Below are 26044 nucleotides of genomic sequence, written 5' to 3' on the forward strand. Positions count from 1 at the left end.
GGCCCTTTCAGAGCTTCAGACGTCGGCGCATTTCTCTCGCCACGAGGGGGGTATCGTCAAGCGGGGCCACATCCCACGGAGCCTGTTCGGGGTCGAACAGTTTCACGCGCCCGGCGTCTTCGAGGGTTTTCACAAAATGTGAGATCCGGCTTGAACGCCCGGGCAGCGGAAAAATCAGAACGGGGGCTGATGTCGCCACGGCCTCGGAAATCATGGAAACGCTGTCTGTCGTTACGGCAATCATGTCCGCACAGGCCAGCATGCCCATATAGGGGTTTTCGTCGCCGTTTCCTGTCAGGATGGCAATCCCGTGCGGCTCCAGCCGTTTGCGGAAAATAGCAACTGCAGCCGGATCGGTCCGGCGCGAGGGGGTCAGAACGGCCTGCATGGTGTTGCGCCTTGTAAAGGCGATGATCCCTTCCGCTATCTGGTCTGCTTCAGCCGCGCCCAATGTGAAGCGGCCATTGGCGCCCCCGATCAGAACGGACAGAAGTGGACGTGTATCCTGCTTCAGCCGCCCTTCCCATCGGGTACGTGCCAGATCGAGCTTCTGCTGCGTTACGGGATGAAGTGCATTGCGCGAGATCAAGACGTTTGGCCCAGTGATGCCATCATGTGTGTTGGCAATCACCAGATCGAACTTGCGGGGCGGCATGCGCGGGTTCTGGATCTGAACGACGGGCAGTCCTTCGCGTCGGGCGACGGCCCGGCCAAGCACACCTCCCGTTCCCCCAATACAGATGATGAGGCATGTATCTTCGGGAATCCTGATCGGATCGACCCGCTTCAGGGGAAACGGCCAGTACCGTGCGGGAAAACGCGACCAGAACGGCTGGATGCGCACCGGTCGGAAATCCCACTCCAGACCCGCCTTTTCCGCCAGTCCTGCCCCTTGCGCGCGCATGCCGGCGAAGTCCTCCGCGATGATGATGGCTTTCATGACGGAACTCCGCAAAAAAGAAGGTGTTTCCCGAACTGCGAGAAATTTGGCAAGAAGCGCAGATGACAACGTCCCAGACGCCCCCTGCCTCCTCGAACGCAACGCCAGCCGCTCCTGCTCCCGGATTTGAAGAGCTTGGGCTGATTGCCCCTTTGCTGGCAACTCTGGCCCAGGCCGGACACAAACGCCCGAGCCTGATCCAGGCGCAGGCCATCCCTCCTCTGTTGGAGGGAAAGGATGTTCTGGTCGGCTCCCAGACCGGTAGCGGCAAGACAGCGGCATTCGTGCTGCCCATGCTTCAGAAGCTTGAGGAAGCCGGCCCGGCGCCGGGCCCACGCGCGCTCATTCTTGAACCCACCCGCGAACTCGCCGCCCAGACCGCTGCCGTGTGCCGTCAGCTCGGGCGCAGGCTTTCCCTGAAAACACGGGTTGTCTGCGGTGGAACATCGCGTGAGCAGCAGGTTCAGTCCGTCAGCGACGGCGTTGATATCGTTGTGGCGACGCATGGTCGTCTTCTGGATCTGGTCATGCAGGCCGACCTTGTTCTGGAACATCTGACCTATCTCGTTCTGGACGAAGCCGACCGCCTGCTGGACGAGGATTTCTCTGCCAGCATGACGGCCCTGACGCCCTATTTCCCGGATCACCCGCCCCAGACCGTCTTCTGTTCGGCCACTCTGCCTGAACCCGTGATGGATCTTGCCAAGCGGGTGACGCGCAATCCCGTTCGCGTGGAAATCGCGGCGGAGTCGTTCACGCCCAAAAATATCCGCCAGCGGGCGATCTTCGTGGAAAAGGACGACAAGCCCGAAACCGTGGCCCGTCTGCTGAAGCATTTCGAAGGGCGGAGCATTGTTTTCGCGCGGACGAAGAACACGGTGGACGCGCTCGCCAAAATCCTGCGGCGCCACAACCTGCGGATCGAAACCCTGCATGGCGATCGCACGCAGGGCGCCCGCAACAAGGCGCTCGACCTGTTCCGTCAGGGGCGCGTTCCCATTCTGGTGACGACAGACATTGCCTCGCGCGGTCTCGATATTCCGGATGTGGATCTCGTCATCAACATGGATATGCCCGAAACGCCGGAAGCCTACGTTCATCGTATCGGCCGGACAGCCCGCGCCGGACGCAAGGGCGTAGCGTTTTCGCTCATTAATATCGACGAACGGACTTTTCTGCGCGATGTGGAGAAACATATCGGCTATCGCGTAAGGATCGCGACGGAAGATTCGCTGGACCGTTAGGAACTGTCCCTACTGGCGAGAATGTTCCTCGCCAGATTTTCCCATTCCTGCGCATTGTCAACGCAGGGGCGTACGGGCGGAGGGGCTTCAAGGATCGCCTCCAGCGCCCGGGCAATCGCCGTCGGGTCCGGATCGCACAGGATAGCCTGCGTATCGCCGGAAAACTGCTCGACCAGACCACCCACACGCGTTGCGACCACATAGCGCCCGCTGGCAATCGCCATCGCGCCCACGCCACTCTGGGACGCCTCACGATAGGGCAGCACTACGATATCGGCCCATTCGACCAGCGCAGGTAAGGCGTCTTCCTCAACCCAGCGGTTCTCGACGCTGACGTTCTCAAGCCCCTCGAGCCTGCGGAGTTCGGGACTTGCAGGCCCATGCCCCACCACCCGGCACTCAAAGCCCTGCCGGACGTGTGGCAAAGCTTCCGCCAGAAGGTCCAGCCCCTTGTATGGAAGAAGACGCCCGAACATGAGAATGCGAGGCGCACCTCCATGCGCAAACGGGACTACTCCCGTACCGCCGATGAAAGGTGGATGCGCAAGGGACGTCACGGGACACTGCACGGCATGAGGCCCAGAGGTCAGTCCATCGGCAACATGGCGGCTGAAGGTAACGATCTGATCGGCATGGCGGATCAAGCGGCGCTGCAACAGCCCCTGCAAGGGGTAGCCGTCTCCCGGATGAGGCTGGGCATCGTGAACAATGACGACGATCCAGGCACCGGCTCTGTGAAGCACCTGCGTCATCAGCATATCCAGCGGTCCGGGCATGGCACAGATGGCAACATCCGGGCGGAAATCCCGCACGATCCGCGCAAGCTGCCTGCGAAGCCAGGGGGCGGTCAGAAGCCTTTTCAGCAGTCCACGGAGCGAACTATACGTCGCAACCTTGACCACGGCTTCGGGGGCATTCCGGCTGCGCAGGATTTCTGCCCGTTCTGACAGGCATAACAGAACATCCGTCCCCGGCATTCTCTTGAGACCATTCGCCAGATCAACTGCAATGCGTGGCCCGGCACCCCGCCGCCCCCACTGCCAGACCAGAATACGTTCGGCCAGAATACGTTCGGCCAGAATACGTTCGGCCAGAATACGTTTGGCCAGAATACGTTTGGAACGTTTTCTCACGGCCGCACTCCAACGGCCTGCGCCGCATCTCGCAATGTCGCACCGTTCAGGCGGGTCGCGACCCTGCGCCTGGCCTGCACCCCCAGACGGGCGCGCAGATCCGGATCATCGGCTGCCGTCCGAAGAGCATGGACGGCGGAATCCATGTCGGGCTCTGCCCATTGTGTGTCCGGCATCTCCCAGATCCCACGCGGATCACGGGCGGGAATGAGAGTGTATGCAACCGGCAGACCACAGGTTTCATCCAGAAACTCGGTTGTTGCGGACCAGTCCGTTGCAATCACGCAGCGCCCGAGCGCCATGGCCTCAGCCACCACAAGCCCGAAGCCCTCGCTGCGATGCAGGGACAGCACGATATCCGCACACTCCGTCAAAGCGAGCCTGTCGGCGCCATCGAACTGGCCCGTTTCAATACGGATATTGGAAGCCCCGCCGATTGCTGCCCGGATCGTCGCTAGATCTTCGGGGTAATGCGCGGTATGACCGATTTTCATAAGCAACAGCCGGTCCGTGCGGTCACCAAAGGCTTTCCTGAAGGCATGGATTGTCTCGATCGGGCTTTTGCGGACCATACTGGATGAAAGACTGAACGAAACAAGAACAATTACGCAGTCTTCCGGCAGTCCAAAAGACGTCCGGTTCCGCCCTGAAGATTTTCCCTCTGCAAGACCGACCGGGTGTTCCACGACCCGAACCGGCCGCCCCAGCGCGTGCAGGGCATCAGCGGTGAACTGCGAGGGCGCCCAGATTTCATGCACATGTCGCCGGGCCAGACGCCATGTTTCCGGGACGACCGGCAGCTCCCACGCCCAGTATCCGATGATCCGGCGTCCCGTCCGTAGCGCGCGTGGCATGAAAAACTGCGCATAAGGCAGCATGGGGGCATTCACATGCATCACCAGCGGCGCTCCCGGTCCGGTCATGTCCCCTTCAAGAACACGACGGTCGATATCCCATGTCGCGCAGGCAATCCCCATCTCCCGCAGCGCCCGGACCATCAGTCTTGCCCCTTCTCCAAGTCCGGAACTACGGCTGAATTCGCCCGCAACGATGATCCCCTGTGCCGCAACCGGCTTGCCCCGCCTGACCGCAGGTACGGCCAGAGCAGTCGCCCAGACAAAAAAGCGCCGCCGGGCTTCCGCAGGAAAGCGTTGCCATACTTTGTGAAAAATGGAGAGAGACTGTTTCATCGTCCGTTCATGGGTCGTCTGTCCTTGGTCGTGAACGTGGGCAAGGAGCCGAAATCTCTGAAAAACCGGGCGGAAAACACAAAACAGTAACGCCGGACGGGCCCCGGAAAAATGTGACGTCTTTCCTTTGCGGAAGGAAAGAAAGGCGATGCTCTCTCTCTGGCGACCTGTGCCTAACGTGCTTACACTACAATCCATGACCGATCCATGTCCTACGCTCTGTGGTGCAGGTATGGCTTCGCCGGGCTGCCGGACGGAGAGCGCTCTTCGTCGTGTCAGTCTGTCTTGGAGTGGGCTGGCATGAGCTGCAAGGCGGGACAGCGTCACCATCCCATCCGGATACGTCAGCCCCGGCTGTCGGAAACGCTGCCCGGTTTCGGGCAGCCGTCACCTGTTTTTGCCGTGTCTCTTCCCCCGCCTGATCTTTCCATGTGGCGGATGCCGCCTTCAGGCATACCAGGAGTGTGGATTTTCGACTCGGGGCGTTCAGGTCCTGAAATTGTCATCACCGCCATGGTGCACGGCAATGAATATGCCGGTGGATGGGCGCTTGAAAATTTTCGGCGCCGAGGAGTGGCCCTGATATCGGGGCGTCTGACGTTCATTCTGGCCAATCTGGAAGCTTTTGACCGGTTCGACATCACAAATCCGGTTCTGGCTCGCCATGTCGATGAGGACCTGAACCGTCTGTGGCACAGCACACGGCTGAATGGCCGCGACCACTCCAGCGAGCTTGAACGGGCCCGTCAGCTTCAGCCGTATATCGCCCGTGCTGATCTGTTGCTCGATCTGCATTCCACGCTCTGGCCGTCCGAGCCTCTGTTCATCGCCTCTCCCCGTCAGCGGTCAGCAGAACTGGCCTGCGCTCTGGCTGCGGGCAGAAATCTGCCTCAGACAGTTCTGACGGATCTGGGGCATCAGGGCGGTTCACGCCTGATCGAACATGCCCATTTCATGTCACCAGGCGGGACCGGACGAAGCTGTCTTCTGGAAGCGGGATCTCACTGGGAGCCTGGAACCGTCACGGTCATGGAAAGCGCCATTGAGCGTCTTCTGGCGCAGGCCGAGGCCATTCATCTGCGAGGACATGCGACGCAGGGAGCCTGCGAGCCCGAAATGGCCGTCGTAACCGACAACATCATTGCCCGGCACGCAGATTTCAGTTTCGTCAGGCCATGGGAGGGCGGGGTCACAATCCCCAAAGCGGGAACGCCCCTCGCCCATGATGGACATGACCTGATCTACACACCTTATGACGAGTGCCTGCTGATCATGCCCAATCTTCGTCCCCGACGGGGACAGCTTGCGGTCCGTCTGGCCAGACGGACCGCAGCGCCGTTCAGATCTCAGGCCGAAGCGCGGTCGTAGATCGGGAAGCGACGGCACAGGGCCTTCACTTCCTCATGCACGCGCGCCGTGACGGCTTCGGAATTTTCTTCCTCAAGAGCCGCCGTCAGCACTTCGTCGATCATGCGGCCGATTTCGCGGAACTCGGCTTCTCCGAAGCCACGTGCCGTCGCTGCCGGGCTGCCCAGACGGATGCCGGAGGTCACGAACGGCTTTTCCGGATCGAACGGGATGGCGTTTTTGTTCGCCGTAATGCCGGCACGTTCCAGAATGGCTTCGGCCAGCTTGCCCGTCACCTTCTTCGGACGCAGATCGACGAGGATCAGATGGCTGTCCGTGCCACCCGTAACAATATCGAAGCCACGGTTCTGAAGCTCGTCCGCCAGCGCACGCGCATTGGCGAGAACGCGCTTCTGATAGGCCTTGAATTCATCCGAAAGCGCTTCACCGAACGCGACGGCCTTGCCCGCGATCACATGCATGAGCGGACCGCCCTGCAGGCCCGGGAACACGGCGGAGTTCACTTTCTTCGCCAGATCGGGGTCGTTTGTCAGGATGATGCCACCACGCGGGCCGCGCAGCGTCTTATGGGTCGTGGACGTCGTGATGTCCGCAACCGGAACCGGGTTCGGATACAGACCTGCGGCGACCAGACCGGCAAAATGCGCCATGTCCACCATCAGATACGCCCCGACTTCATCGGCGATCTTCCGGAAGCGGGCAAAGTCGATAACGCGCGGGTAAGCCGAGCTGCCAGCCACGATGATCTTCGGCTTGTGCTCGCGGGCCAGCGCTTCCATCTGATCGTAATCGATCAGGCCGTCTTCGGCGCGCACACCATACTGTACGGAGTTGAACCACTTGCCCGAATAGTTCGGAGCCGCGCCATGCGTCAGATGTCCACCAGCCGCGAGGCTCAGGCCGAGAATCGTATCTCCCGGCTTGGCCAGCGCCATGAAGGCGGCCTGATTGGCATTGGCACCGGAATGCGGCTGCACGTTTGCGAACTCTGCGCCGAACATCTTCTTCAGACGCTCGATGGCGAGGTTTTCAACGCGGTCCACATCCACGCAGCCGCCATAATAGCGCTTGCCCGGAAGGCCTTCCGCATACTTGTTCGTCAGCACCGAACCCTGTGCTTCCATGACGGCGAAGGAGGCCATGTTTTCCGAAGCGATGAGCTCGATGCCGTCCTGCTGGCGCGTCAGCTCCTCGTTCAGGATGGTGGCAACTTCGGCATCAACCTCCTTGAGGGGGGCATGAAAGAAACGATTCAGCGTGGACTGGCTGGCGTGTTCCGACATCGTGGTCCATTCTCCAGGGTGAGTTCGGCATGTGACTAGCCCAGATTGCCTGCCTCGGCAAAAACAATCCGCCTAACAAACGAGGAACCTTCATGACCACTCCGCTCTGGCGGACCAAACCCGTATCATCCGCAGCCGACAGCCAGACTGGCCTCAGGCGTGTTCTCGGTCCTTGGCAGCTCGTCGCCCTCGGTATCGGCGTGACGATCGGTGCTGGTCTTTTCTCTCTCACGGGCGTCGCTGCCGGCCAGAATGCCGGTCCGGCCGTGACGCTCTCTTTCGTCATCGCGGCCGTGGCCTGCGGTTTTGCGGGTCTGTGTTATGGCGAGCTGGCCGGGATGATTCCCTCCGGCGGTTCGGCCTATTCCTACGCCTATGCCTCCATGGGGGAGCTGATCGCGTGGATGATCGGCTGGGATCTCGTACTCGAATATACGGTGGGGGCGGCGACCGTCGCCTCAAGCTGGTCCGGTTATCTGGCGTCGCTTCTGGGCGGATGGGGGTTACCCATCGACCCGAGGCTTCTGGCCCCGCCCCTGACGCCCGTCACGCTGTCGGACGGTACCATCACGACCGCATGGTTCAATCTGCCAGCAGCCTGCGCCCTGTGGATCGTCACGGCGCTGCTGATGCGGGGTGTCAGCGAATCCGCAAAGGTGAATACGGCCGTCGTCATCATCAAGCTGGCGGTCGTCGCCATCGTGATCGTGGTGTGCGCGCCACATGTTCATATGGCGAATTATCATCCGTTCATCCCTGAAAATACCGGCACGTTCGGCTCTTTCGGATTTTCCGGTGTCATGCGCGCGGCCGGGATGGCCTTCTTCGCCTATCTCGGCTTCGATATCGTCTCGACCGCCGCGCAGGACAGCCGCAACCCGGCACGTAATATTCCGATCGGAATCATCGGAAGTCTGCTGATCTGCTCCGTGGTCTACGTCATTTTCTCGCTGGTTCTGACTGGGGTGGTCAATTATCGCCTCATGGCCAACGATCCGAGCCCAGTGGCAACCGCCATCGACACTGCTCACCTTCCCTGGGTCGCAAGCCTCGTGAAACTCGGCATTACGTCGGGCTATGTCTCGGTGCTGTTCGGGATGCTTCTGGGGCAGGCCCGGATCTTTCTCGTCATGTCCCATGACGGACTGCTTCCTCCGCTTTTTGCCCGGCTGAACACCCGCACCCGAACGCCTTGGACGTCCCATCTGCTGTTCGCGGTTCTGACCAGCCTTCTCGCGGCTCTCGTGCCGATCGGCGTACTCGGGAACATGACCTCGATCGGAACGCTGCTTGCCTTCATCATCGTTTGTGCGAGCGTTCCCGTCCTGCGCCGAACCCAGCCGGAGGCTCCGCGCCAGTTCCGTGTGCCAGGCGGAAGCGTCATTCCCGTCCTCGGAATACTGTCCTGCGGCGCGGTAATGGTGTCGCTTGATCGCCTGACATGGATAAGGCTTGTCGTCTGGCTGGTCATTGGACTTGCCGTCTATTTTGCTTACGGCATCCGCAACAGTCGACTTTGCAGAGACCAAAGTTAGGCGCATGATCGGGGGCATGAGCAATGCAGCATACCCCCTCTCCCGTCCGCGGCGTAATCGCCACGATGCTTTCACCCGCCGTCTGGTGCAGGAACATCGCCTGCATGTCGACAACCTGATCTGGCCGATTTTCGTCTGCGAAGGTGAAAACCAGCGCCAGAAGGTCGACTCCATGCCAGGCGCCGAGCGCGTCAGCGTGGACAATGTCGTGGAACACGTCCGGCAGGCTGTGGACCTCGGCATCCCGGCCGTCGCCATCTTCCCCGTCACGCCCATGAGCGTCCGCGATGCCACCGGCATGGAGGCCCTGAACCCGGACAACCTGATGTGTCGTGCGTCGCGCACCATCAAGGATGCTTTCCCCGATCTGGGTATCATCGGCGACGTGGCGCTCGATCCGTACACCGATCACGGGCATGACGGTGTGATAGAGAATGGCCGCATCCTCAATGACGCCTCTGTTGAGATCCTGCGCCAGCAGGCGCTCAATCAGGCCCGCGCTGGCAACGACATTATTGCTCCGTCAGACATGATGGATGGCCGCGTGAAAGCTATCCGCGAAACGCTCGACGGCAATGGCTACGACACCACCCGTATCATGGCCTACACGGCCAAGTATGCTTCCGCGTTCTACGGTCCGTTCCGTGACGCGCTGGGTTCCGGCAGTCTGCTGCACGGGGATAAGAAGACCTACCAGATGGACCCTGCCAATTCCGACGAAGCCATGCGCGAAGTCGAGCAGGATCTGCGTGAAGGGGCGGACATGATCATGGTCAAGCCGGGCATGCCGTATCTCGACATCATCCGTCGTGTCCGTGAACGTTTCGAGGTCCCGACCTTCGCCTATCAGGTATCGGGCGAGTACGCGATGCTGATGGGTGCAATCCAGAACGGCTGGCTCGACCGGGATCGCACAATCATGGAAAGCCTGATCGCTTTCAAGCGTGCCGGCTGTAACGGCATCCTTACCTATTTCGCGTTGGATGCCGCCCGTCTGCTGCGAGACGAACGCTGAAAAGCCCTCAGGCACGCGGCGTTCAGTCCTATTATACGGGGCTGGACGCTGAAAATATTGCAGCCCGCCTCCTTGAGGAGCGCGGGCTGACAATTCTCGCACGCAGATTACGAACGCCTTACGGCGAACTCGATCTTCTGGCGACAGATTCGGAATGGCTGATTGCCGTTGAGGTCAAGCAAAGACGCAGCCTGCGGGAAAGTGCGTCATGCCTGACAGTCAGGCAGTCTCAAAGGCTGATGGAAGCCTTCGAATATATTCTGCTGACAAAACCGGAATGGAACAGGCCCAACACCCGGTTTGATCTGATCGTCGTGGACCTTTCAGGTCAGGCGCGACGCATTCAGGATGCGCTGCGCCAGTTCTGAAAGATCAGGTACGACGGATGCGAGCGTGATGGTGTGCGGAGGCAACCGTTACATGTGCATGAGCGATTGCGTGCGGACGGTAAGCTATATTACGGACCATCGCGTGTGAGCTGCTCCAAGCCACGGCCGTATTATGCGACGTCGTGCGACGGGCAAGCGCATGGTGGAAAACGGCACGATGATAGACTGGCGTGGCGGTTAGAGCATCGAAGGTCAGCTTACTGGCTTCGTAATCGGTGATGGCCGGACGGGCATAGGCCTTGCCTGCTCCCACGCAGATACCGACACCCATGATACCCAGAGCAACTCTGCCGACCCAGTTCCGCGCCATTGACGTTCGTCCCATCCCTTTTGATGAAACCAGCCTATGCGCTGAACTCGGGGTTCGACAACCCCTGATGGGAAAGTTTCCGAAAAAATCAAGGTCCTGCCACTTTTCGCCGCTTCATGGCTGAATTGTGGCAGGAGCAATGCTTAAAAAGTGCTGAATTCAACACTTTTCGCCATGATTGGCCCCGAATCAGGCCGTAGCAACTCAGGCGTTAGCGGTCGTGATGCCTTTTTCAGTCAGCAGAGTCTCAAGCTCGCCACTCTGATACATGTCGGTCACGATATCGCAGCCACCAACGAACTCGCCCTTGACGTAGAGCTGAGGCACAGTCGGCCACTGCGAGAAGTCCTTGATGCCCTGACGAAGTTCAGCGCTTTCAAGAATGTTGCAGGTTGCGAACGGGACGCCAAGATGGTTGAGGATCTGGACCACGCGTGCGGAGAAGCCGCACTGCGGGAAGAGCTTGTCACCCTTCATGAACAGCATGACCGGATTGGCGTCGATCAGGTTCTGGATATGCTGGAACACGGTTTCGGACATTGGATTTTCCTTGGTTCGGCAGGACGGACGAAAGGCCCGGTCCTGCTGTCAGTGCTCGTCTGGAAAAAGAGACGTCAGCCCCGGCTCTTAAGGGGTGAGCGTCTTGAGGGCCATCGCATGCAGTTCAGTGCCCATGCGGGTTCCGAATGCATCATAAACCAGTTTGTGCTGGCGTACACGCGAAAGCCCGCGGAAGGCCTCACTTGTGACCTGGCAGGCGTAGTGATCCCCGTCCCCGGCGAGATCTTCGATCTCGATCCGGGCATCAGGAATGGCGGCAAGAATCGTGCGTTCGATTTCAGAAGCTGCCATTGGCATAAAAATCAGGCTCCCTCACCCATGAACCGCGGGAAGAACGCGGCATTGATCTCATTGAGACGTTCCGCACTGACGCTGACTGTTCCCGGAAGAACCAGATCACTGCCGCCCGAACGTCCCAGACGGATTGCCGGAACGTTGGCCTTCTCGGCAGCGGCTACAAGGGCTGCGCCGTCGGAAGTTGCAATGACGTAGCAGCCTTGGTCTTCACCGAACCAGAACGCATGTGCTGCAACGTCCGTCGGAGCGGCTTCAAGCGTGCAGCCCACGCCGCTTGCCATGACCATTTCCGCCACCGTCACTAGCAGTCCGCCATCGGCAATGTCGTGACAGGCTGCAACTGTACCTGCGCCAATCTGGCTGCGCACGAAGTCACCATTGCGACGTTCGACCGCAAGATCGACAACGGGCGGTGCGCCATCTTCACGCTGACAGACTTCGCGCAGCCACAGGGACTGCCCGAGTTCGCCGCGGATGGAGCCGACCAGCACCAGATCATGGGCATCTGGCATCGAAAGCCCGATGGACTTGGAGGCATCCGCCAGCACGCCAAGCGCACCGATCGCAGGCGTCGGCAGAATGGCCTGTGCCTCACCGGACGGGGAGCGCGTCTCGTTATACAGCGAGACGTTGCCGCTCACGACCGGGAAGTCGAGCGCACGGCAGGCATCGCCCATGCCTTTGATGGCATCGGCGAACTGCGCCATGATTTCGGGACGTTCCGGATTGCCGAAGTTCAGGTTGTCCGTCACGGCCAGCGGCGTTGCACCGGTTGCTGTCAGGTTTCGCCATGCTTCGGCCACAGCCTGCGCCCCGCCCGTCTTCGGGTCAGCCTGACAGTAGCGTGGTGTGCAGTCCGTCGTCAGGGCAAGACCCAGACGTGTGCCTTCAACGCGCACGACAGCCGCGTCCGCTGCACCTGGACGACGCGCCGTGTTGCCGCCAACCGAGCCGTCATACTGGTTCCAGACCCAGGCGCGGGACGCCAGATCCGGACAGCCGATCAGTGTCAGTAGCGCCTTCTCGATCCCTTCCGGGTCGGCAGGCGTCTCGATCCGAGCGGGTGCCGTGAGCGGCACAGTCGGGCGGTTATAGACCGGAGCTTCATCCGCCAGCGGCGCCAGCGGAATGTCAGCCTCGACCTCGCCATTATGGCGGATCGTGATGCGGCCCGTATCGGTCAGCACACCGATGATCGCGAAATCCAGTTCCCACTTCGCAAAGATCGCGCGGGCAACTTCGGTCCGTTCGGGCTTGAGGACCATGAGCATGCGCTCCTGGCTCTCGGACAGCATCATCTCGTAAGCCGACATGTTCGGCTCGCGCTGCGGAACGGCATCAAGGTTGAGCTCGATGCCCACGCCGCCCTTGCCTGCCATTTCAACGGCAGATGACGTCAGACCGGCTGCACCCATGTCCTGAATGGCCACGATCGCATCCGTTGCCATAAGCTCAAGGCAGGCTTCGATCAGCAGCTTCTCGATGAACGGATCGCCAACCTGAACGGTCGGACGCTTGGAGGCGGCTTCCTCGTCGAACTCCGCCGAAGACATGGTCGCGCCATGAATGCCGTCACGTCCTGTCTTGGAGCCGACATACACAACCGGATTGCCCACGCCAGCCGCGGCCGACAGGAAGATCTTGTCCTGCTTGGCCACACCGACAGTCATCGCATTGACGAGCGGATTGCCGTCATACGCTTTGTGGAAGTTGACTTCGCCACCCACGGTTGGAACACCGACGCAGTTGCCGTAACCGCCAACGCCACGGACGACGCCATCGACGATACGACGCGTTCCTGCATGTTTCGGATCGCCGAAACGCAGGGCGTTGAGGTTCGCAACCGGACGTGCGCCCATCGTGAACACGTCACGCAGGATGCCGCCGACGCCCGTTGCCGCGCCCTGGTAAGGCTCGATGAAGGACGGGTGATTGTGGCTTTCCATCTTGAAGACAGCGGCAAGACCCTCGCCGATATCCACGACGCCTGCGTTTTCGCCCGGTCCGTGGATGACCCACGGCGCCTTGGTCGGCAGCGTCTTGAGATGGATGCGGGACGATTTGTAGGAGCAGTGCTCGGACCACATGACAGAGAAAATTCCAAGCTCCGTAAAGCTCGGTGTCCGTCCCATGATCGTGACAAGCTTGTCGTATTCCTCGCCGGTCAGTCCGAAAGACTGGGCAAGCTGGGCATCAATCGTCACACTCATCCGACAAGAGCCTCCACAAGGCCTTTGAAAAGCGGCACGCCGTCGGTTGCGCCGATTTCGGGGTCAGTCAGGTTCTCCGGGTGCGGCATCAGGCCACAGACGCGGCCGTTCTCGCTCAGGATCCCGGCGATGGAGCGCGTGCTCCCGTTTGGGTTGGTGGCGCGGTCATCGTCCGAAACCATACCATCCGCACCGCAGTAGCGGAAAGCCACGCGTCCTTCACCTTCAAGGCGCTTCAGCGTCTCGGGCGAGGCCGTGTAGTTCCCGTCACCATGTGCCAGCGGTGCGCGGAACACATCGCCGCGCGTCCAGCCCTGCGTATAAGGCGACGACGCGTTCTCAACCTTCAGATGGCAGTCCTGCGACAGGAAGCGCAGCCCAGCATTGCGCAGAAGCGCACCTGGCAGAAGATGGGATTCCGTGAGGATCTGGAAGCCGTTGCAGACGCCCAGAACGTGTCCGCCCTTGCCTGCGAACGCCTTGACGTCCCGCATGATCGGCGAGTGCGCGGCCATGGCGCCACTGCGCAGATAATCCCCGAAGCTGAAGCCGCCCGGCAGCACGACGAGGTCCAGATCACCCAGCGAGGTTTCCCCGTGCCAGATCAGACGCGGCGCCTGCCCCGTGACCAGCTTCAGGGCATGGACCATGTCGCGCTCCCGGTTCGTGCCGGGAAATACGACGATACCTGCCTTCATTTCTGGCCCTCCGCCGGAGCGGATGCCGCATGGCAGGGATAGGTGTCATGCAGCGCGCGATAGACGGCCTTGCCCGCAGGCTCCGTCAGCGCATCGTTATGGGCACGCAGCCAGGCGACGACCAGACCGCGGACCTGGGGTGCGGTCTGCTGGGCTGGAACGCAGAACGCGACCGGAGCAGACTCGTCATGCGCAAAGCTGTCGTATTTCTTGGCCCAGGCTTCACCATCCATCAGGCCAGACAGATAGGCGTCGCACATGCCAATGGAGGACTTGCTGGAGCACATCTGGCCCAAAGCCTTGCCCGAAACCTTGGACACGCGCTGCGCGTGGGCCGGGGCTGCCACGAGAGCCGGTGCGGCCACAAGACCGGCCAGCAGGAGCATCTTGGGAAGACGGGTCATCCTGCCACCTCGACGCTGAAATCCTCGATGACTTCATTTGCCAGCAAAGCGCGCGCCATGGCTTCACCCTGCTCCAGCGCATCGGCAGCGTTGTCTGCCGGAACATCGAGTTCAACGACGCGGTTGATGCGGACTTCGCCCAGGCCCTTGAAGCCAAGGGTTTCCAGAGCATGGCCCACGGCCTTGCCCTGCGGATCGAGAACGCCGTCTTTCAGGGAAACAAAAACGCGGATTTTCACTGAACTGCCTCCGGACCCTTGAGGTCACCATTCCCGGCCTCGGGCAGGATCCCGAGACGCTTTGCCACTTCCTGATACGCTTCCTCGACGCGACCCATGTCACGGCGGAAACGGTCCTTGTCCATTTTCTCGTTCGTCTTGGAATCCCATAGACGGCAGTTGTCAGGGGAAATCTCGTCAGCCAGAAGAATACGCATCTCCTCGCCTTCCCAGATCCGTCCGAATTCCAGTTTGAAATCGACAAGCGTGATGCCCACGGCGGTGAACATACCCATCAGGAAATCATTTGTTCTGAGCGCCAGCTGGTTCATGTCGTCCATGTCCTGCGGTGCGGCCCAGTTGAACGCTGCGATATGCTCTTCCGATACCATCGGGTCGTTGAGCGCGTCGTTCTTGTAGTAGTATTCGATGATCGTGCGCGGCAGGCGTGTTCCCTCGGGAATGCCAAGCCGCTTGGCCAGCGAGCCCGCCGCTACATTGCGCACCACCACTTCAAGCGGAATGATCTCCACTTCGCGGATGAGCTGCTCGCGCATGTTCAGCCGGCGGATGAAGTGGGTCGGGATGTTGATGTCATGAAGCTTGAGCATCAGGTATTCGCTGATACGGTTGTTCAGAACACCCTTACCAGTGATGATGCCGCTCTTCGCGCCGTTTCCGGCGGTGGCGTCATCCTTGAAGTACTGAACGAGTGTGCCGGGTTCTGGGCCTTCAAAAAGAACCTTGGCTTTGCCCTCATAGAGCTGGCGGCGGCGAGCCATGAGCAATCCTTAGCGTTGCGCCGTCCTGACAGAAGATGCGGACGGCTGGAGCAGCGACGAATTGTGGTTCCATAGCATTGCGGAACCGGAACTGCGAGTGTGCGGAACGCAGGAAATCGCAGGAAATCTACGTTCCGCACGCCTCTCAGTCAAAGATACGGGCGAAGATGCGATCCACGGCGCGCAGATGCTGTGCCGGGTCGAACGCCTGGTCGAGAATCTCCTTGCTGACCCGACCGGCGACTTCCGGATCGGCCTCAAGGTTTTCGCGGAAGGTTCTGAAGCCCGGCTTGTTCAGCTTCGTCCATGTTTCCATGGCGTTACGCTGCACGATGCGATAGGCGTCCTCGCGGGAAATTCCGGCGCGCGCCAGCGTGAGCAGCACTTCGCCGGAATGGACGACGCCGCCGAGGCTTTCCATGTTCGCGATCATCTGCTCGGGATAGACGACCAGCTTTTCCATCATCCCGGCCAGACGCATCAGAGCAAAATCCAGACCGATCGTTGCATCGGGGCAGATGTTGCGCTCGACGGCGGAGTGGCTGATGTCCCGCTCGTGCCACAATGCGACGTTTTCCAGAGCCGGCACGACATGCGAGCGGATCAGGCGCGCCAGACCTGTCAGGTTTTCCGACAGGACAGGGTTGCGCTTATGCGGCATTGCCGAGCTGCCCTTCTGTCCCTTGTGGAAGAACTCTTCAGCTTCCCGGACTTCCGAACGCTGCAGATGGCGGACCTCAACGGCCAGACGCTCAATGCCGCTGGCAATCACGCCGAGGGTGCAGAAGAACGCGGCATGGCGGTCACGAGGAATGACCTGCGTGGACACGCTCTCGACAGCCAGACCCAGCTTGTCAGAGACGTATTCTTCGATTTCCGGGTCGATATGGGCATAGGTGCCGACAGCGCCGGAAATCGCGCAGACCGCAATTTCCTTGCGGGCCTGAAGAAGGCGCTCGCGGTTGCGGGCGAATTCGGCGTAGTGGCCTGCAATCTTCAGGCCAAAGCTGGTCGGCTCGGCATGGATCGCGTGGCTGCGGCCGATCGTGACCGTGTTGCGGTGCTCGTAGGCGCGGGCCTTCAGGGCGGCAAGAACGCGGTCCAGATCTTCCAGCAGAAGATCGGCGGCCTGCGTCATCTGGACGGACAGGCAGGTATCCAGCACATCCGAGGACGTCATGCCCAGATGGACAAAGCGGCTGTCCGGACCGACCTTTTCCGCAAGCCAGGTCAGGAACGCAATGACGTCATGGCGCGTTTCGGCCTCGATCTCGTCAATGCGGGCCAGGTCCGCGTCGGAGAACGCAGCCATGGCAACGTCACCCTTCTCGCGGATGGTTTTTGCTGATTCGGCAGGAATGTCACCCCGTTGTGCCATGGCTTCGCAGGCAAGGGCTTCGATCTCGAACCAGATGCGAAAACGGTTGGCGGGAGACCAGATGGCAGTCATCTGCGGACGGCTGTAACGGGGTACCATGGGAACTCCGGATGCGAGGTGGGGCTTTACGGAGGCTCCTTAGACCAAATACGAAGATATTGCACGGACCCCTTTTCGGAAGAATGACACCTTGGCCCCTGACTCTCTGCTCCACGCCCTTATCGCTCTCGGCCAGATCACCCTGATCGACATCACCCTTGCCGGTGACAATGCTGTCGTCATCGGAATGGCCGTTCGCAATCTCGAAGGGCAGCAGCGTCGTCTTGCCATTCTCTTCGGAACAGGGTTTGCCGCGATCCTGCGTGTGGGACTGGCCCTGCTGGCCACCACTCTTCTTGCCGTGGTCGGTCTGACGCTGGCGGGTGGCTTTCTTCTTCTGTGGGTCTGCTGGAAGATGTATCGCGAACTTCGGGTTGGCGAACATCACGAGGATGTCGAAGCCGCCCCGCCTCGTCTGGGGCCTGCCGTTCTCAAAATCGTGGTGGCCGATCTATCCATGAGTCTCGACAACGTACTCGCTGTCGCTGGCGCGGCTGTCGGGCATCCGTGGATTCTTGTTGCGGGGCTCGTGCTTTCGGTGCTGCTGATGGGGCTTGCGGCATCGGTCGTCGCCAACCTGCTGGCGAGATATCGCTGGATTGCATGGGTTGGTCTTCTGGTGGTTCTGGGGGTTGCAATCGAACTCATCATCCGCGGCGGCGGGGAGGTCTGGACTCATGTTCTTCCGAGCTGAAAAAACATTTTTTGCCGGACTGATGACGCTTTTTGTCGCGTCGTCAGCTCTTGCCGCCTCTCCGATAGAGGTCTCCCCATCGCCCGTTCAGGAACGACTGGCGGAATGGCTGGTCCTTGTTGGGCCAGAAGGGAGCAGTTTTTCTGCGCAGCGTTACGCCAACTTCCTGACGCAGAAGCCCCAGTGGCCCCAGAGAGCCCGAATCCTGTGGCGCTTTCAGAATGCCCTGACCCAGACATCCGACCTGCAGGCACTGAACACGCTCTGCCCGCTTTACCCCCTCACGCTGCCAGCTGCCTTCATGGCCTGTGCGGATCATCTCCCAGAGCCCACCTCCACCGCACGCCGTCTCTGGCTGTCCGGAAGCGCCCTGACGGCCGCCGAAGAACAGGCTGTGCTCGCACGGTTTGGTCAGACCTTCACGCCCGCCGATCAATGGAGCCGCTATGAAGCGCTCGAACTGCGGGGCCAGTTTTCCGCAGCCTCCAGGCAGATCGAACGCCTTGCCGCCGATCAGCAGCCTCTGGCCCGTGCCAGACTGGCCGAACGCCTTGCCTCTCCTGAGGCCGATTCCCTGTTCGCCTCCCTGCCATTGGACCTGCAATCTGATCCGACCCTGACCCGCTACCGCCTCCGCGCCCTGCGTCGCGGCGACAGGCTGGATGAAGCCGTGTCTTTATGGAACACGCAGGGCGCGGCTCTTCAGCGGGCGAACCCGTCCCATGACTGGTCCTCTGAACGGATCAGTCTCGCCCGTGCCCTGCTTCTGGACGGACGGCCGAAAGAGGCGGCAGACCTCGCGGACGACACCACCCTGCCCCCTGACACCACAGACCGCCAGGAAGCAGCCCTTCTCAGTGGTTTTATTGCGCTTAGAGAGCTTCAGGCTCCTGCCCGTGCCGAACAGTTCTTCACCCTTCTTCAGGGTGCTGCTTCGCTCCAGATGCAGGCCCGGGGGTATTATTGGACAGGTCGCGCACTTCAGGCCGCTGACAGGCGGCATGATGCCGAAGCCGCATTTCAGAAGGCCGCAGCCTTTCCGACGACATTTCCGGGTCAGCTCGCTCTCGCTGCCTTGACACAGGATAACGGGATTCTGGTCTCAGGCCAGTCATCGTCGGCTTTTGACGACGCTTTGATACAGGCCCTCCAGTCCCTGCCTACTCCGCCTGCCGGAACGCTCAGTCGTCCGGACCTGCTCGAAGCCGCCACGGACCTCGTGCAGGCTGGCGATCCCGATCATGCTCGGGATTTCCTCATGATGCTTGGGGTCGTCAATCCCTCTCCTGAGGGTCAGAAAGCCGTTGCCGATGCTGCATCCCGCCTGGGGTTGGCCGCACCGGAAGTCTTCGCCTCCTACTCTCTGGCGCGCAAAGGCATTGCGCTCTATCCGCAGGGATTCCCCGATCCTTATCCGGCAGCGTCGACTGTCCCTGACGGCCTTCTTCCCGCCATCATCCGGCAGGAAAGTGGCTTCGACCCGAATGCTCTGAGTGGTGCCAGGGCAGTCGGCCTGCTGCAGCTTCTGCCTGCCGCAGCCAGAGACGTGGTGCGCAAGGGGCATCTGGGGCCAATCAATGTCTCTCCCGCGTCCCTGACCGATCCGCAGACAAATCTGAAGATCGGCAACGCTTATGTCTCGCAGCTTCTCGAGCGCTTCGGGAATGTGATCCCCTATGCACTGGCTGCCTATAATGCCGGTCCACATCGGGTCGATCTCTGGCTCAAAGCCAACCCACCCTCTGACCCGCTCTCCGAAGACGGTGTTCTGGACTGGATCGAACGCCTGCCCTATCGCGAAACGCGCCTTTATATCGAGAATATCGAAGCGGGAATGATGGTCTATCGTGTCAGGAATCTTCATGCGGGATAACGACATTGCAGTGCTTGCCGGACAGGTTCTGGAGCATTTCCGAAGCTCGGGACGCAGACTGCTCACGGTGGAAAGCTGTACAGGCGGCCTGATCAGCGCTGCTCTCAGTGATATTCCCGGTTCGTCAGATGTTCTGGAAGGTGGTTTTGTGACCTATTCCAATGTCCTGAAAATGAGCGCCGTCAGTGTTCCGGAAGCGGTCCTTTTACAATATGGCGCCGTCAGCCTCCAGGCGGCCCAGGCCATGGCGCAAGGCGGACTTCTGAACGCTTTGGACGCTGATGTGGCCATTTCCGTGACGGGAATTGCGGGTCCTGATGGCGGGAGTGACGCCAAGCCGGTGGGCACAGTCTGTTTCGGACTGGCCTGCCGCACTGCTTCGCCCATACTCGTCCAGTGTCACTTCACCGGTGATCGTACCAGTATCCGCTCTCAGGCTGTGCAACACGCCCTTCAGATGCTCCTAAGTATCTGACACAGAAAAGGGCGGCTCCGAATGAACGGAACCGCCCTTTTCTGCAAACCCGAAACAGACCATCTGCCCGTTTTTTAGTCTCAGTTGCCTTGTGTCGGAGCTGGCATCGTCGAGGCAGCCGGAGCTGCAGGCGCTGCCTGAAGGCTGGGAGCCGTCGGGATAGCGGTGGGTGCAGCGGGTGGTACTGCCGCAGTCGGTGCCGTCGGAGAAACCGGCGTCTGAGCCTGCTGCAGCGAGCGTGCGTTCAGGTCTTCCGTCGTCGCGGAACCACTGTTTTTCGCAGCCTGAGCAGCCTTGTCATGGTGTTTGCCGTGGTGATGGTGCTCGGCCATGGCGGGGGAAGCAGCAGTCACGAGAGCCGTCAGGGCAAATGCGCCAAAAGAAATCTTTTTCATGACGTAATCCTTATCCTGTCACCATTGCGGTGCTTGAACCTGTAACGACTCAGGTCGCGATTGGTTCTGGCAACACTACGAAATTTTATGTCCTCTGGGAAAGGCCGGGTGCCGGAGGAGCAAGTTTTGTGTCCTGTACGCCGTAGATGTCCCGTGCGCGTTTGATGAAGGCAGAAACCATGAGGCGCACACCTTCGTTGAACACCACACCCATTGCATTTTGCAAAAGCCGCGACTTGAACTCGAAATCCACAAAGAAATCGACAAGGCATCCGCGGGGGTCAGGGCTGAACGTCCACACATTGTTCAGATAACGGAAAGGCCCCTTCTCATAACGCACCCGAATTCGCGAAGGCCTCTCCAGCGTCACACGGCTCGTGAAGGTTTCGCGGAAGGGGCCAAATCCGATCGTCAGGTCCGCCACAAGCTCCTGTTCCGTCTGGGTACGGATGCTCGCCTTCACGCACCAGGGCAGAAACTGCGGATACTTCTCAACATCCGCCACAAGATCAAAGAGCTGGTCCGGAGTGTAGGCGATCAACCTTTGCTCGGCATGTGTCGGCATCAGAGACTTTCTTTCAGACGGCTTTTCCGCGCGGCCTGCAGCTTCGCGAAATCGCTGTCCGCATGATAAGAGGACCGGGTCAGCGGACTGGCACTGACCTGAAGAAATCCTTTTGAACGGGCAGCTGCAGCATAGCCGTCAAACTCGTCGGGGGTAATAAACTTTTCAACGGCCGCATGTTTTGCGGAAGGTTGGAGATATTGCCCCAGTGTCAGGAAATCGACGTCCGCGATCCTGAAATCATCCATGACCTGCGTGACTTCCATGCGTTCCTCGCCAAGCCCAAGCATCAGGCCGGACTTGGTGAAAATGGAAGGATCGAGTTTCTTTACGCCATCCAGAAGCCGGACAGACTGATAGTAACGCGCACCCGGCCGGATGGTGGGGTAAAGCCGGGGTACGGTCTCGATATTGTGATTGAAAACGTCGGGCCGTGCGGCCACAACGACCTCCAGCGCCCCATCCTTGCGCAGGAAATCAGGTGTCAGGATCTCGATCGTCGTGTCCGGCGATGTCAGACGGATCGAACGGATGACCCGCGCGAAATGCTCCGCACCCCCATCTTCAAGGTCGTCGCGATCCACGGATGTGATGACGACATGCCTCAGACCAAGCTTCGCCACGGCCTCGCCAACCCGCCGGGGTTCATCCGCATCAAGATGCTTCGGCATTCCGGTCGTGACGTTGCAGAACGCGCAGGCCCGGGTGCAGATCTCGCCCATGATCATCATCGTGGCATGACGCTGCGACCAGCATTCCCCGATATTGGGGCATGCCGCTTCCTCGCAGACGGTCACGAGGCCCGCATCCCGCATCAGCGCGCGCGTCTCGTGATACACGGGATGGTTCGGCGCCTTGACCCGGATCCAGGACGGCTTGCGCTGGATCGGGTTGTCAGGCCGGTGTGCCTTCTCCGGGTGACGGAGAGCGGGCGCCGAACGATGGTCGATGGTGATGCGCTGGGACATGATGCTCAGATATGCAGCGGGCCGTCGAAGGCCGCCAGTGTTGCCTCGTGCATGGTTTCGGAAATGGTCGGATGCGGGAAGACCGTTTCGATCAGTTCCGCTTCCGTCAGTTCTCCGGTTCGGGCAATGACATAGCCCTGAATCATTTCCGTGACCTCGGCGCCGATCATATGCGCGCCCAGAAGCTCGCCGCTCGTGGCATCGAATACGGTCTTGACCATGCCATCCGTTTCACCCATCGCCACGGCCTTGCCGTTGGCGATGAACGGGAAACGGCCGACTTTGACCTTGTGACCGGCCGTGATGGCCTTTTCTTCGCTAAGCCCGACAGACGCGATCTGCGGACGCGAATAGGTGCAGCCTGGTATGTTCAGCGGGTGCAGAGGCTGGGGCGAGCGTCCGGCGATCTTCTCGACGCATAGGATGGCCTCATGGCTCGCTTTGTGGGCCAGCCACGGTGCGCCGGCCACATCACCGATCGCATAGATCCCCGGCTCGTCAGTCCGGCAGAAACCGTCCGTGACGATATGGGTCCGGTCAACCTGAACCTTGGTGCCCTCAAGCCCCAGATCCTCGACATTGCCCACGATGCCAACAGCACAGATGACGCGGTCTACCTTCAGATCAACCTTGCCCGTCGGGCTTTCGATCGTCGTGGAGACCTCGTTCTCACCCTTGTTCAGTGGCCCAACTTTTGCGCTGGTGATGATTTCCATCCCCTGCTTTTCGAAAGCCTTGCGGGCGGCGGCGCTGATTTCCGGATCTTCTGCAATCAGGATCCGATCCGCCACTTCGGCAATCGTGACCTCGCTGCCCATGTTCCGATAGAACGACGCGAACTCGATACCGATCGCACCTGATCCGATGACCAGAAGACGCTTCGGCAGTTCTTTCGGTGTCATGGCCTCGCGTGCGCCCCAGATCAGGGTGCCATCCGTCTCAAGCCCGGGAAGCTGACGTCCCCGTGCACCCGTCGCCAAAATGACATGGGGCGCCTTGATAGTCGCTACCGCGGAGCCATCCTTGGTGATGGCGACCTGATGGGCCTCTCCCGAACGTCCGGCCAGTGTTGCGCGGCCGTCAAAGGTCGTGACCTTGGCCTTTTTCAGCAGATGCGCGATGCCGCCGCCCATCCGGCGGGCAATGCTGCGCGAGCGCCCTACGATCTTGGACAGATCGAAAGAAATATTGTCCGCGGACAGGCCGAACGTGCCCAGTTCATGCAAAAGATGATGGATTTCCGAAGAGCGCAGAAGCGCCTTGGTGGGAATACAGCCCCAGTTCAGACACACGCCACCAAAATGCGTGCTTTCCACGATGGCCACGCTCATGCCGAGCTGGCTGGCCCGAAGAGCAGCCACATATCCGCCGGGACCGCCACCAACAACAATCAGATCGAATGTATCGGACATGGTTCAGACCACCAGAAAGTAAGGGTTCTGCACGATATCGCGCAGTGCATTCAGCCACTCGGCTCCAAGGGCACCATCAACCGCACGATGATCGACCGACAGCGTCGCCGTCATCACGGTCGCAATTGCGATGTCCGAACCGCGGACCACCGCCCGCTTTTCGCCTGACGCAATCGCCAGAATCCCGGCCTGCGGCGGATTGATGATCGCTGCGAACTCCCGCACGCCGAACATGCCCATATTGGAAATGGAGAACGTCCCGCCCTGGAATTCCTCGGGCTTGAGCTTTCCGGCGCGGGCGCGCTTGGCCAGATCCTTGGCTTCGACGCTGATGTCGCGCAGGGATTTGCGATCGGCGTCACGGATGATCGGTGTGATCAGCCCATCCGGAATCGATACGGCCATCGAGATGTCCACATTCTCGAAATGCAGCGTCTCGGCCTCGGTGAACTGCACGTTCACGCCTGGAACCTTTTTGAGGGCCAGCGCTACAGCCTTGATCATCATGTCATTGACCGAGATCTTGAAGCTGTTTTCCTGCGCGGTCGCATTCAGCTTCGAACGCAGGGCCAGTAGCGCATCAAGTTCGATATCGACCGAAACATAGAAATGCGGAACCTGCGTCTTGGATTCCGTCAGACGACGCGCGATCACCTTGCGCATCGTCGAGTTCGGAACGCGACGAACCGTCTCTTCCGACGCCGTGATGAGAGGTGTAGCAGCAGCTTTCGGAGCCATCTTGGGCGCAGACGGGCCTTTCTCAACATCGCGCTTGAGAATGCGGCCGTTCGGGCCACTTCCAGTCAGGGCGTCAAGGGCGATGCCACGCTCACGCGCCATACGCTTTGCCAATGGAGAGACGAAAATCCGCTCTCCCTTGTCTTCAGCCGGAGCTTTGGATACCGGAGCAGCAGGCATTGTTTCTGCGGAAGCCGTCTCAGCTTTCGGAGACACTGCCATTTGCGTGGAAGACGTGTCAGGCACGGACTCGCCATCTTCCACAAGAATGGCAATCGGCGTGTTGACGGGAATCCCCTCGGCGCCTTCCTGGATCAGGATGCGCCCGAGGATGCCCTCGTCCACGGCTTCCACTTCCATGGTTGCCTTGTCGGTCTCAATTTCAGCAATCACGTCGCCTGCAGCGACGGTATCGCCTTCGGCTTTGAGCCAGCGGGCCAGTTTGCCTTCGGTCATGGTCGGCGACAGCGCCGGCATCAGGATATCGGTAGCCATCGTTGTCAGTCCCGCAGCTGCTTGCGAACGGCATCCACCACCCAGTCGGGTTTCGGAAGTGCCAGTTTTTCGAGATTGGCCGCATAAGGCATCGGCAGGTCAAGCCCACAGACACGCGCCGGAGGAGCATCAAGCCAGTCAAAAGCCTGCTCGACGGCCACGGTGCAGATTTCCGCCCCGATGCCCGCCACTGGCCAGCCTTCCTCGACGGACACGATCCGGTTCGTCTTCTTCACACTGCGCACAATCGTTTCGGTATCCAGAGGACGGATCGAGCGCAGATTGATGACCTCTGCCGAAATGCCTTCTTCCGCCAGAATGGCTGCGGCTTCGAGCGCCACGCCAACCATGATGGAGAATGCCACGAGCGTCACGTCTGTCCCTTCCCGTTCGATCTTCGCGCGACCGATCGGCAGGATGAAGTCCTCATCCACCGGGCACGGGAATTTCTGACCGTAGAGGATCTCGTTTTCCAGCACGATAACCGGGTTCGGATCACGAATGGCAGCCCGCAGCAGACCCTTTGCATCCGCAGCCGACCAGGGAGCGACCACCTTCAGACCCGGAATATGCGCAAACCAGCTTGCGAAACATTGCGAGTGCTGTGCGCCCACGCGGGCCGCAGCTCCGTTTGGGCCACGAAACACGATGGGACAGCCCATCTGGCCGCCGGACATGTATAGTGTCTTTGCGGCGGAATTAATAATATGATCAACGGCTTGCAGCGAGAAGTTCATGGTCATGAACTCGACGATCGGCTTGAGCCCGGTCAGTGCCGCACCTACGGCCATGCCCGTGAAGCCATGTTCCGTGATCGGCGTATCAATGATGCGCTTTTCGCCGAACTCATCCAGCAGACCCTGGCTGACCTTATAGGCGCCCTGATACTGTGCCACTTCCTCACCGATCAGGAACACGTCCTCATCACGGCGAAGCTCGGCCGCCATCGCATCCCGCAGAGCCTGGCGAACGGTGATTTCACTGGTCTCGCCCCAGTCCCGGTCGTTCTCGGCCTGCACGGCTTCCGGCGCTTCCACGATCCCCGGATCAGCCGGTGTTTCGATGGCCACAGAGGCTCCGGCAGCCGGATCGGCAGAGCGCGTCACAGTGTCCGCAGCCTCAGCGTCCTCGCCTTCGGCCAGAAGCACGGCGATCGGCGTGTTAACTGCGATATTCTGCGTACCTTCGGCCACCAGCGTCTTGCCGATTACGCCTTCGTCCACGGCTTCCACTTCCATGGTCGCCTTGTCGGTTTCGATCTCGGCAATCACGTCGCCTGCGGAAACGGCTTCACCTGCCTTCTTAACCCAGCGGGCCAGAGTACCTTCGGTCATGGTCGGCGAGAGAGCCGGCATCAGAATCAGAGATGCCATGG

Annotated in this window: 27 protein-coding genes; 8 read left to right on the top strand and 19 right to left on the bottom strand. The window is 60.3% G+C overall.

From position 1 onward, the window contains the following. Positions 1 to 7: 7 nt before the first annotated feature. Positions 8 to 940, bottom strand: coding sequence for a mitochondrial fission ELM1 family protein (locus tag GAL01_RS08660; RefSeq protein WP_062032150.1), 933 nt, complete (start codon positions 938 to 940; stop codon positions 8 to 10). 62 nt (positions 941 to 1002) lie between these two features. Between GAL01_RS08660 and GAL01_RS08665 the strand changes: the two genes are divergently transcribed. Continuing rightward, on the top strand, positions 1003 to 2184 hold the full coding sequence (locus tag GAL01_RS08665; protein WP_062032147.1) for a DEAD/DEAH box helicase: 1182 nt from the start codon (positions 1003 to 1005) through the stop codon (positions 2182 to 2184). Here GAL01_RS08665 and GAL01_RS08670 read toward each other — a convergent pair. Both GAL01_RS08670 and GAL01_RS08675 read right to left on the bottom strand, forming a co-directional pair. After that, positions 2181 to 3317 (bottom strand): glycosyltransferase family 4 protein, encoded by a 1137-nt coding sequence (locus tag GAL01_RS08670; protein ID WP_231865406.1) that lies wholly within the window; start codon positions 3315 to 3317, stop codon positions 2181 to 2183. The genes GAL01_RS08665 and GAL01_RS08670 overlap by 4 nt on opposite strands. After that, a complete protein-coding gene (locus GAL01_RS08675; RefSeq protein WP_062032143.1) occupies positions 3314 to 4507 on the bottom strand; it encodes a glycosyltransferase family 4 protein in 1194 nt (397 codons plus the stop codon). The genes GAL01_RS08670 and GAL01_RS08675 overlap by 4 nt, the downstream gene beginning before the upstream one ends. 300 nt (positions 4508 to 4807) lie before the next feature. On the opposite strand from GAL01_RS08675, the gene GAL01_RS08680 reads away from it, so the two are divergent. After that, complete coding sequence (locus GAL01_RS08680; protein WP_062032229.1) at positions 4808 to 5875, top strand: M14 family metallopeptidase; 1068 nt, start codon at positions 4808 to 4810, stop codon at positions 5873 to 5875. Here the strand turns inward: GAL01_RS08680 and glyA are convergent. After that, a complete protein-coding gene (glyA, locus tag GAL01_RS08685) occupies positions 5854 to 7158 on the bottom strand; it encodes a serine hydroxymethyltransferase (protein WP_062032138.1) in 1305 nt (434 codons plus the stop codon). The two genes, GAL01_RS08680 and glyA, sit on opposite strands and share 22 nt — an antisense overlap. A gap of 92 nt (positions 7159 to 7250) precedes the next feature. Here glyA and GAL01_RS08690 point away from each other — a divergent pair, with 92 nt between their 5' ends. The 3 genes from GAL01_RS08690 to GAL01_RS08700 are packed head-to-tail and all read left to right on the top strand — an operon-like array spanning position 7251 to position 10076. Further along, complete coding sequence (locus GAL01_RS08690) at positions 7251 to 8693, top strand: amino acid permease (protein ID WP_062032134.1); 1443 nt, start codon at positions 7251 to 7253, stop codon at positions 8691 to 8693. Positions 8694 to 8697: 4 nt separating this feature from the next. Continuing rightward, positions 8698 to 9708: a porphobilinogen synthase gene (gene hemB, locus GAL01_RS08695; protein ID WP_082790782.1), complete on the top strand. Its 1011-nt coding sequence runs from the start codon at positions 8698 to 8700 to the stop codon at positions 9706 to 9708. A gap of 56 nt (positions 9709 to 9764) precedes the next feature. Beyond that, positions 9765 to 10076 carry a YraN family protein gene (locus tag GAL01_RS08700; protein ID WP_062032125.1) on the top strand — a complete coding sequence of 104 codons (312 nt, stop codon included), beginning with the start codon at positions 9765 to 9767 and terminating at the stop codon, positions 10074 to 10076. 4 nt (positions 10077 to 10080) lie between these two features. On the opposite strand, the gene GAL01_RS08705 is transcribed toward GAL01_RS08700, so the two are convergent. The 9 genes from GAL01_RS08705 to purB form a co-directional block, all read right to left on the bottom strand. Continuing rightward, positions 10081 to 10407, bottom strand: coding sequence for a hypothetical protein (locus GAL01_RS08705; RefSeq protein WP_062032120.1), 327 nt, complete (start codon positions 10405 to 10407; stop codon positions 10081 to 10083). Between the two features lie 204 nt (positions 10408 to 10611). Further along, positions 10612 to 10947: a Grx4 family monothiol glutaredoxin gene (gene grxD / locus GAL01_RS08710; protein WP_062032115.1), complete on the bottom strand. Its 336-nt coding sequence runs from the start codon at positions 10945 to 10947 to the stop codon at positions 10612 to 10614. An 87-nt stretch (positions 10948 to 11034) separates the two neighbouring features. Beyond that, positions 11035 to 11265, bottom strand: coding sequence for a BolA/IbaG family iron-sulfur metabolism protein (locus GAL01_RS08715; protein ID WP_062032111.1), 231 nt, complete (start codon positions 11263 to 11265; stop codon positions 11035 to 11037). A gap of 5 nt (positions 11266 to 11270) precedes the next feature. Further along, positions 11271 to 13475, bottom strand: a complete 2205-nt coding sequence (purL, locus tag GAL01_RS08720) for a phosphoribosylformylglycinamidine synthase subunit PurL (protein ID WP_062032108.1) — start codon at positions 13473 to 13475, stop codon at positions 11271 to 11273. Next, positions 13472 to 14173: a phosphoribosylformylglycinamidine synthase subunit PurQ gene (gene purQ, locus GAL01_RS08725; RefSeq protein ID WP_062032105.1), complete on the bottom strand. Its 702-nt coding sequence runs from the start codon at positions 14171 to 14173 to the stop codon at positions 13472 to 13474. The genes purL and purQ overlap by 4 nt, the downstream gene beginning before the upstream one ends. Further along, complete coding sequence (locus tag GAL01_RS08730; RefSeq protein WP_062032102.1) at positions 14170 to 14577, bottom strand: Rap1a/Tai family immunity protein; 408 nt, start codon at positions 14575 to 14577, stop codon at positions 14170 to 14172. The genes purQ and GAL01_RS08730 overlap by 4 nt, the downstream gene beginning before the upstream one ends. Further along, a complete protein-coding gene (gene purS / locus GAL01_RS08735) occupies positions 14574 to 14816 on the bottom strand; it encodes a phosphoribosylformylglycinamidine synthase subunit PurS (RefSeq protein WP_062032098.1) in 243 nt (80 codons plus the stop codon). Before purS ends, GAL01_RS08730 begins: the two co-directional genes overlap by 4 nt. Further along, positions 14813 to 15577 carry a phosphoribosylaminoimidazolesuccinocarboxamide synthase gene (gene purC, locus GAL01_RS08740; protein WP_062032094.1) on the bottom strand — a complete coding sequence of 255 codons (765 nt, stop codon included), beginning with the start codon at positions 15575 to 15577 and terminating at the stop codon, positions 14813 to 14815. The genes purS and purC overlap by 4 nt, the downstream gene beginning before the upstream one ends. 145 nt (positions 15578 to 15722) lie before the next feature. Then, positions 15723 to 17054 carry an adenylosuccinate lyase gene (purB, locus tag GAL01_RS08745; protein WP_062032090.1) on the bottom strand — a complete coding sequence of 444 codons (1332 nt, stop codon included), beginning with the start codon at positions 17052 to 17054 and terminating at the stop codon, positions 15723 to 15725. A gap of 91 nt (positions 17055 to 17145) precedes the next feature. Between purB and GAL01_RS08750 the strand changes: the two genes are divergently transcribed. Genes GAL01_RS08750 through GAL01_RS08760 form a run of 3 tightly spaced genes read left to right on the top strand, consistent with a single transcriptional unit; the run spans position 17146 to position 20096 of the window. Continuing rightward, a complete protein-coding gene (locus GAL01_RS08750; protein WP_062032085.1) occupies positions 17146 to 17748 on the top strand; it encodes a YjbE family putative metal transport protein in 603 nt (200 codons plus the stop codon). A gap of 22 nt (positions 17749 to 17770) precedes the next feature. Then, the gene (locus GAL01_RS08755) at positions 17771 to 19621 is read left to right on the top strand and encodes a lytic transglycosylase domain-containing protein (protein WP_169926414.1); all 1851 of its coding nucleotides are present in this window, start codon (positions 17771 to 17773) and stop codon (positions 19619 to 19621) included. After that, on the top strand, positions 19611 to 20096 hold the full coding sequence (locus tag GAL01_RS08760; protein WP_062032082.1) for a CinA family protein: 486 nt from the start codon (positions 19611 to 19613) through the stop codon (positions 20094 to 20096). The genes GAL01_RS08755 and GAL01_RS08760 overlap by 11 nt, the downstream gene beginning before the upstream one ends. Positions 20097 to 20176: 80 nt before the next feature. Here GAL01_RS08760 and GAL01_RS08765 read toward each other — a convergent pair whose 3' ends face one another. The 6 genes from GAL01_RS08765 to GAL01_RS08790 all read right to left on the bottom strand — a co-directional run bounded on the left by GAL01_RS08765 (position 20177) and on the right by GAL01_RS08790 (position 26042). Further along, positions 20177 to 20491: a hypothetical protein gene (locus GAL01_RS08765; RefSeq protein WP_062032078.1), complete on the bottom strand. Its 315-nt coding sequence runs from the start codon at positions 20489 to 20491 to the stop codon at positions 20177 to 20179. Between the two features lie 85 nt (positions 20492 to 20576). Further along, positions 20577 to 21056, bottom strand: a complete 480-nt coding sequence (locus GAL01_RS08770; RefSeq protein ID WP_062032073.1) for a type II toxin-antitoxin system RatA family toxin — start codon at positions 21054 to 21056, stop codon at positions 20577 to 20579. Continuing rightward, positions 21056 to 22024 carry a lipoyl synthase gene (lipA, locus tag GAL01_RS08775; RefSeq protein WP_062032070.1) on the bottom strand — a complete coding sequence of 323 codons (969 nt, stop codon included), beginning with the start codon at positions 22022 to 22024 and terminating at the stop codon, positions 21056 to 21058. Before lipA ends, GAL01_RS08770 begins: the two co-directional genes overlap by 1 nt. Before the next feature lie 5 nt (positions 22025 to 22029). After that, positions 22030 to 23436: a dihydrolipoyl dehydrogenase gene (gene lpdA, locus GAL01_RS08780; RefSeq protein WP_062032066.1), complete on the bottom strand. Its 1407-nt coding sequence runs from the start codon at positions 23434 to 23436 to the stop codon at positions 22030 to 22032. A gap of 3 nt (positions 23437 to 23439) precedes the next feature. Beyond that, a complete protein-coding gene (locus tag GAL01_RS08785; protein WP_062032063.1) occupies positions 23440 to 24669 on the bottom strand; it encodes a pyruvate dehydrogenase complex dihydrolipoamide acetyltransferase in 1230 nt (409 codons plus the stop codon). 5 nt (positions 24670 to 24674) lie between these two features. Further along, a complete protein-coding gene (locus GAL01_RS08790) occupies positions 24675 to 26042 on the bottom strand; it encodes a pyruvate dehydrogenase complex E1 component subunit beta (RefSeq protein ID WP_062032059.1) in 1368 nt (455 codons plus the stop codon). Positions 26043 to 26044 lie beyond the last annotated feature (2 nt).

Source organism: Gluconobacter albidus, from assembly GCF_002723915.1.
In the GTDB taxonomy this organism is placed as follows: Bacteria; Pseudomonadota; Alphaproteobacteria; order Acetobacterales; family Acetobacteraceae; genus Gluconobacter; species Gluconobacter albidus.

Coding starts and splice junctions, on each gene's coding strand:
- GAL01_RS08675 (WP_062032143.1), bottom strand. CDS start 4,507: ATGAAACAGTCTCTCTCCATTTTTCACAAAGTATGGCAACGCTTTCCT.
- GAL01_RS08665 (WP_062032147.1), top strand. CDS start 1,003: ATGACAACGTCCCAGACGCCCCCTGCCTCCTCGAACGCAACGCCAGCC.
- GAL01_RS08690 (WP_062032134.1), top strand. CDS start 7,251: ATGACCACTCCGCTCTGGCGGACCAAACCCGTATCATCCGCAGCCGAC.
- hemB (WP_082790782.1), top strand. CDS start 8,698: ATGATCGGGGGCATGAGCAATGCAGCATACCCCCTCTCCCGTCCGCGG.
- grxD (WP_062032115.1), bottom strand. CDS start 10,947: ATGTCCGAAACCGTGTTCCAGCATATCCAGAACCTGATCGACGCCAAT.
- GAL01_RS08715 (WP_062032111.1), bottom strand. CDS start 11,265: ATGCCAATGGCAGCTTCTGAAATCGAACGCACGATTCTTGCCGCCATT.
- GAL01_RS08680 (WP_062032229.1), top strand. CDS start 4,808: ATGAGCTGCAAGGCGGGACAGCGTCACCATCCCATCCGGATACGTCAG.
- GAL01_RS08765 (WP_062032078.1), bottom strand. CDS start 20,491: ATGAAAAAGATTTCTTTTGGCGCATTTGCCCTGACGGCTCTCGTGACT.
- GAL01_RS08730 (WP_062032102.1), bottom strand. CDS start 14,577: ATGACCCGTCTTCCCAAGATGCTCCTGCTGGCCGGTCTTGTGGCCGCA.
- glyA (WP_062032138.1), bottom strand. CDS start 7,158: ATGTCGGAACACGCCAGCCAGTCCACGCTGAATCGTTTCTTTCATGCC.
- purC (WP_062032094.1), bottom strand. CDS start 15,577: ATGGCTCGCCGCCGCCAGCTCTATGAGGGCAAAGCCAAGGTTCTTTTT.
- lpdA (WP_062032066.1), bottom strand. CDS start 23,436: ATGTCCGATACATTCGATCTGATTGTTGTTGGTGGCGGTCCCGGCGGA.
- purL (WP_062032108.1), bottom strand. CDS start 13,475: ATGAGTGTGACGATTGATGCCCAGCTTGCCCAGTCTTTCGGACTGACC.
- purB (WP_062032090.1), bottom strand. CDS start 17,054: ATGGTACCCCGTTACAGCCGTCCGCAGATGACTGCCATCTGGTCTCCC.
- purQ (WP_062032105.1), bottom strand. CDS start 14,173: ATGAAGGCAGGTATCGTCGTATTTCCCGGCACGAACCGGGAGCGCGAC.
- GAL01_RS08755 (WP_169926414.1), top strand. CDS start 17,771: ATGACGCTTTTTGTCGCGTCGTCAGCTCTTGCCGCCTCTCCGATAGAG.
- GAL01_RS08660 (WP_062032150.1), bottom strand. CDS start 940: ATGAAAGCCATCATCATCGCGGAGGACTTCGCCGGCATGCGCGCGCAA.
- GAL01_RS08705 (WP_062032120.1), bottom strand. CDS start 10,407: ATGGCGCGGAACTGGGTCGGCAGAGTTGCTCTGGGTATCATGGGTGTC.
- GAL01_RS08770 (WP_062032073.1), bottom strand. CDS start 21,056: ATGCCGACACATGCCGAGCAAAGGTTGATCGCCTACACTCCGGACCAG.
- GAL01_RS08785 (WP_062032063.1), bottom strand. CDS start 24,669: ATGGCTACCGATATCCTGATGCCGGCGCTGTCGCCGACCATGACCGAA.
- lipA (WP_062032070.1), bottom strand. CDS start 22,024: ATGTCCCAGCGCATCACCATCGACCATCGTTCGGCGCCCGCTCTCCGT.
- GAL01_RS08760 (WP_062032082.1), top strand. CDS start 19,611: ATGCGGGATAACGACATTGCAGTGCTTGCCGGACAGGTTCTGGAGCAT.
- GAL01_RS08790 (WP_062032059.1), bottom strand. CDS start 26,042: ATGGCATCTCTGATTCTGATGCCGGCTCTCTCGCCGACCATGACCGAA.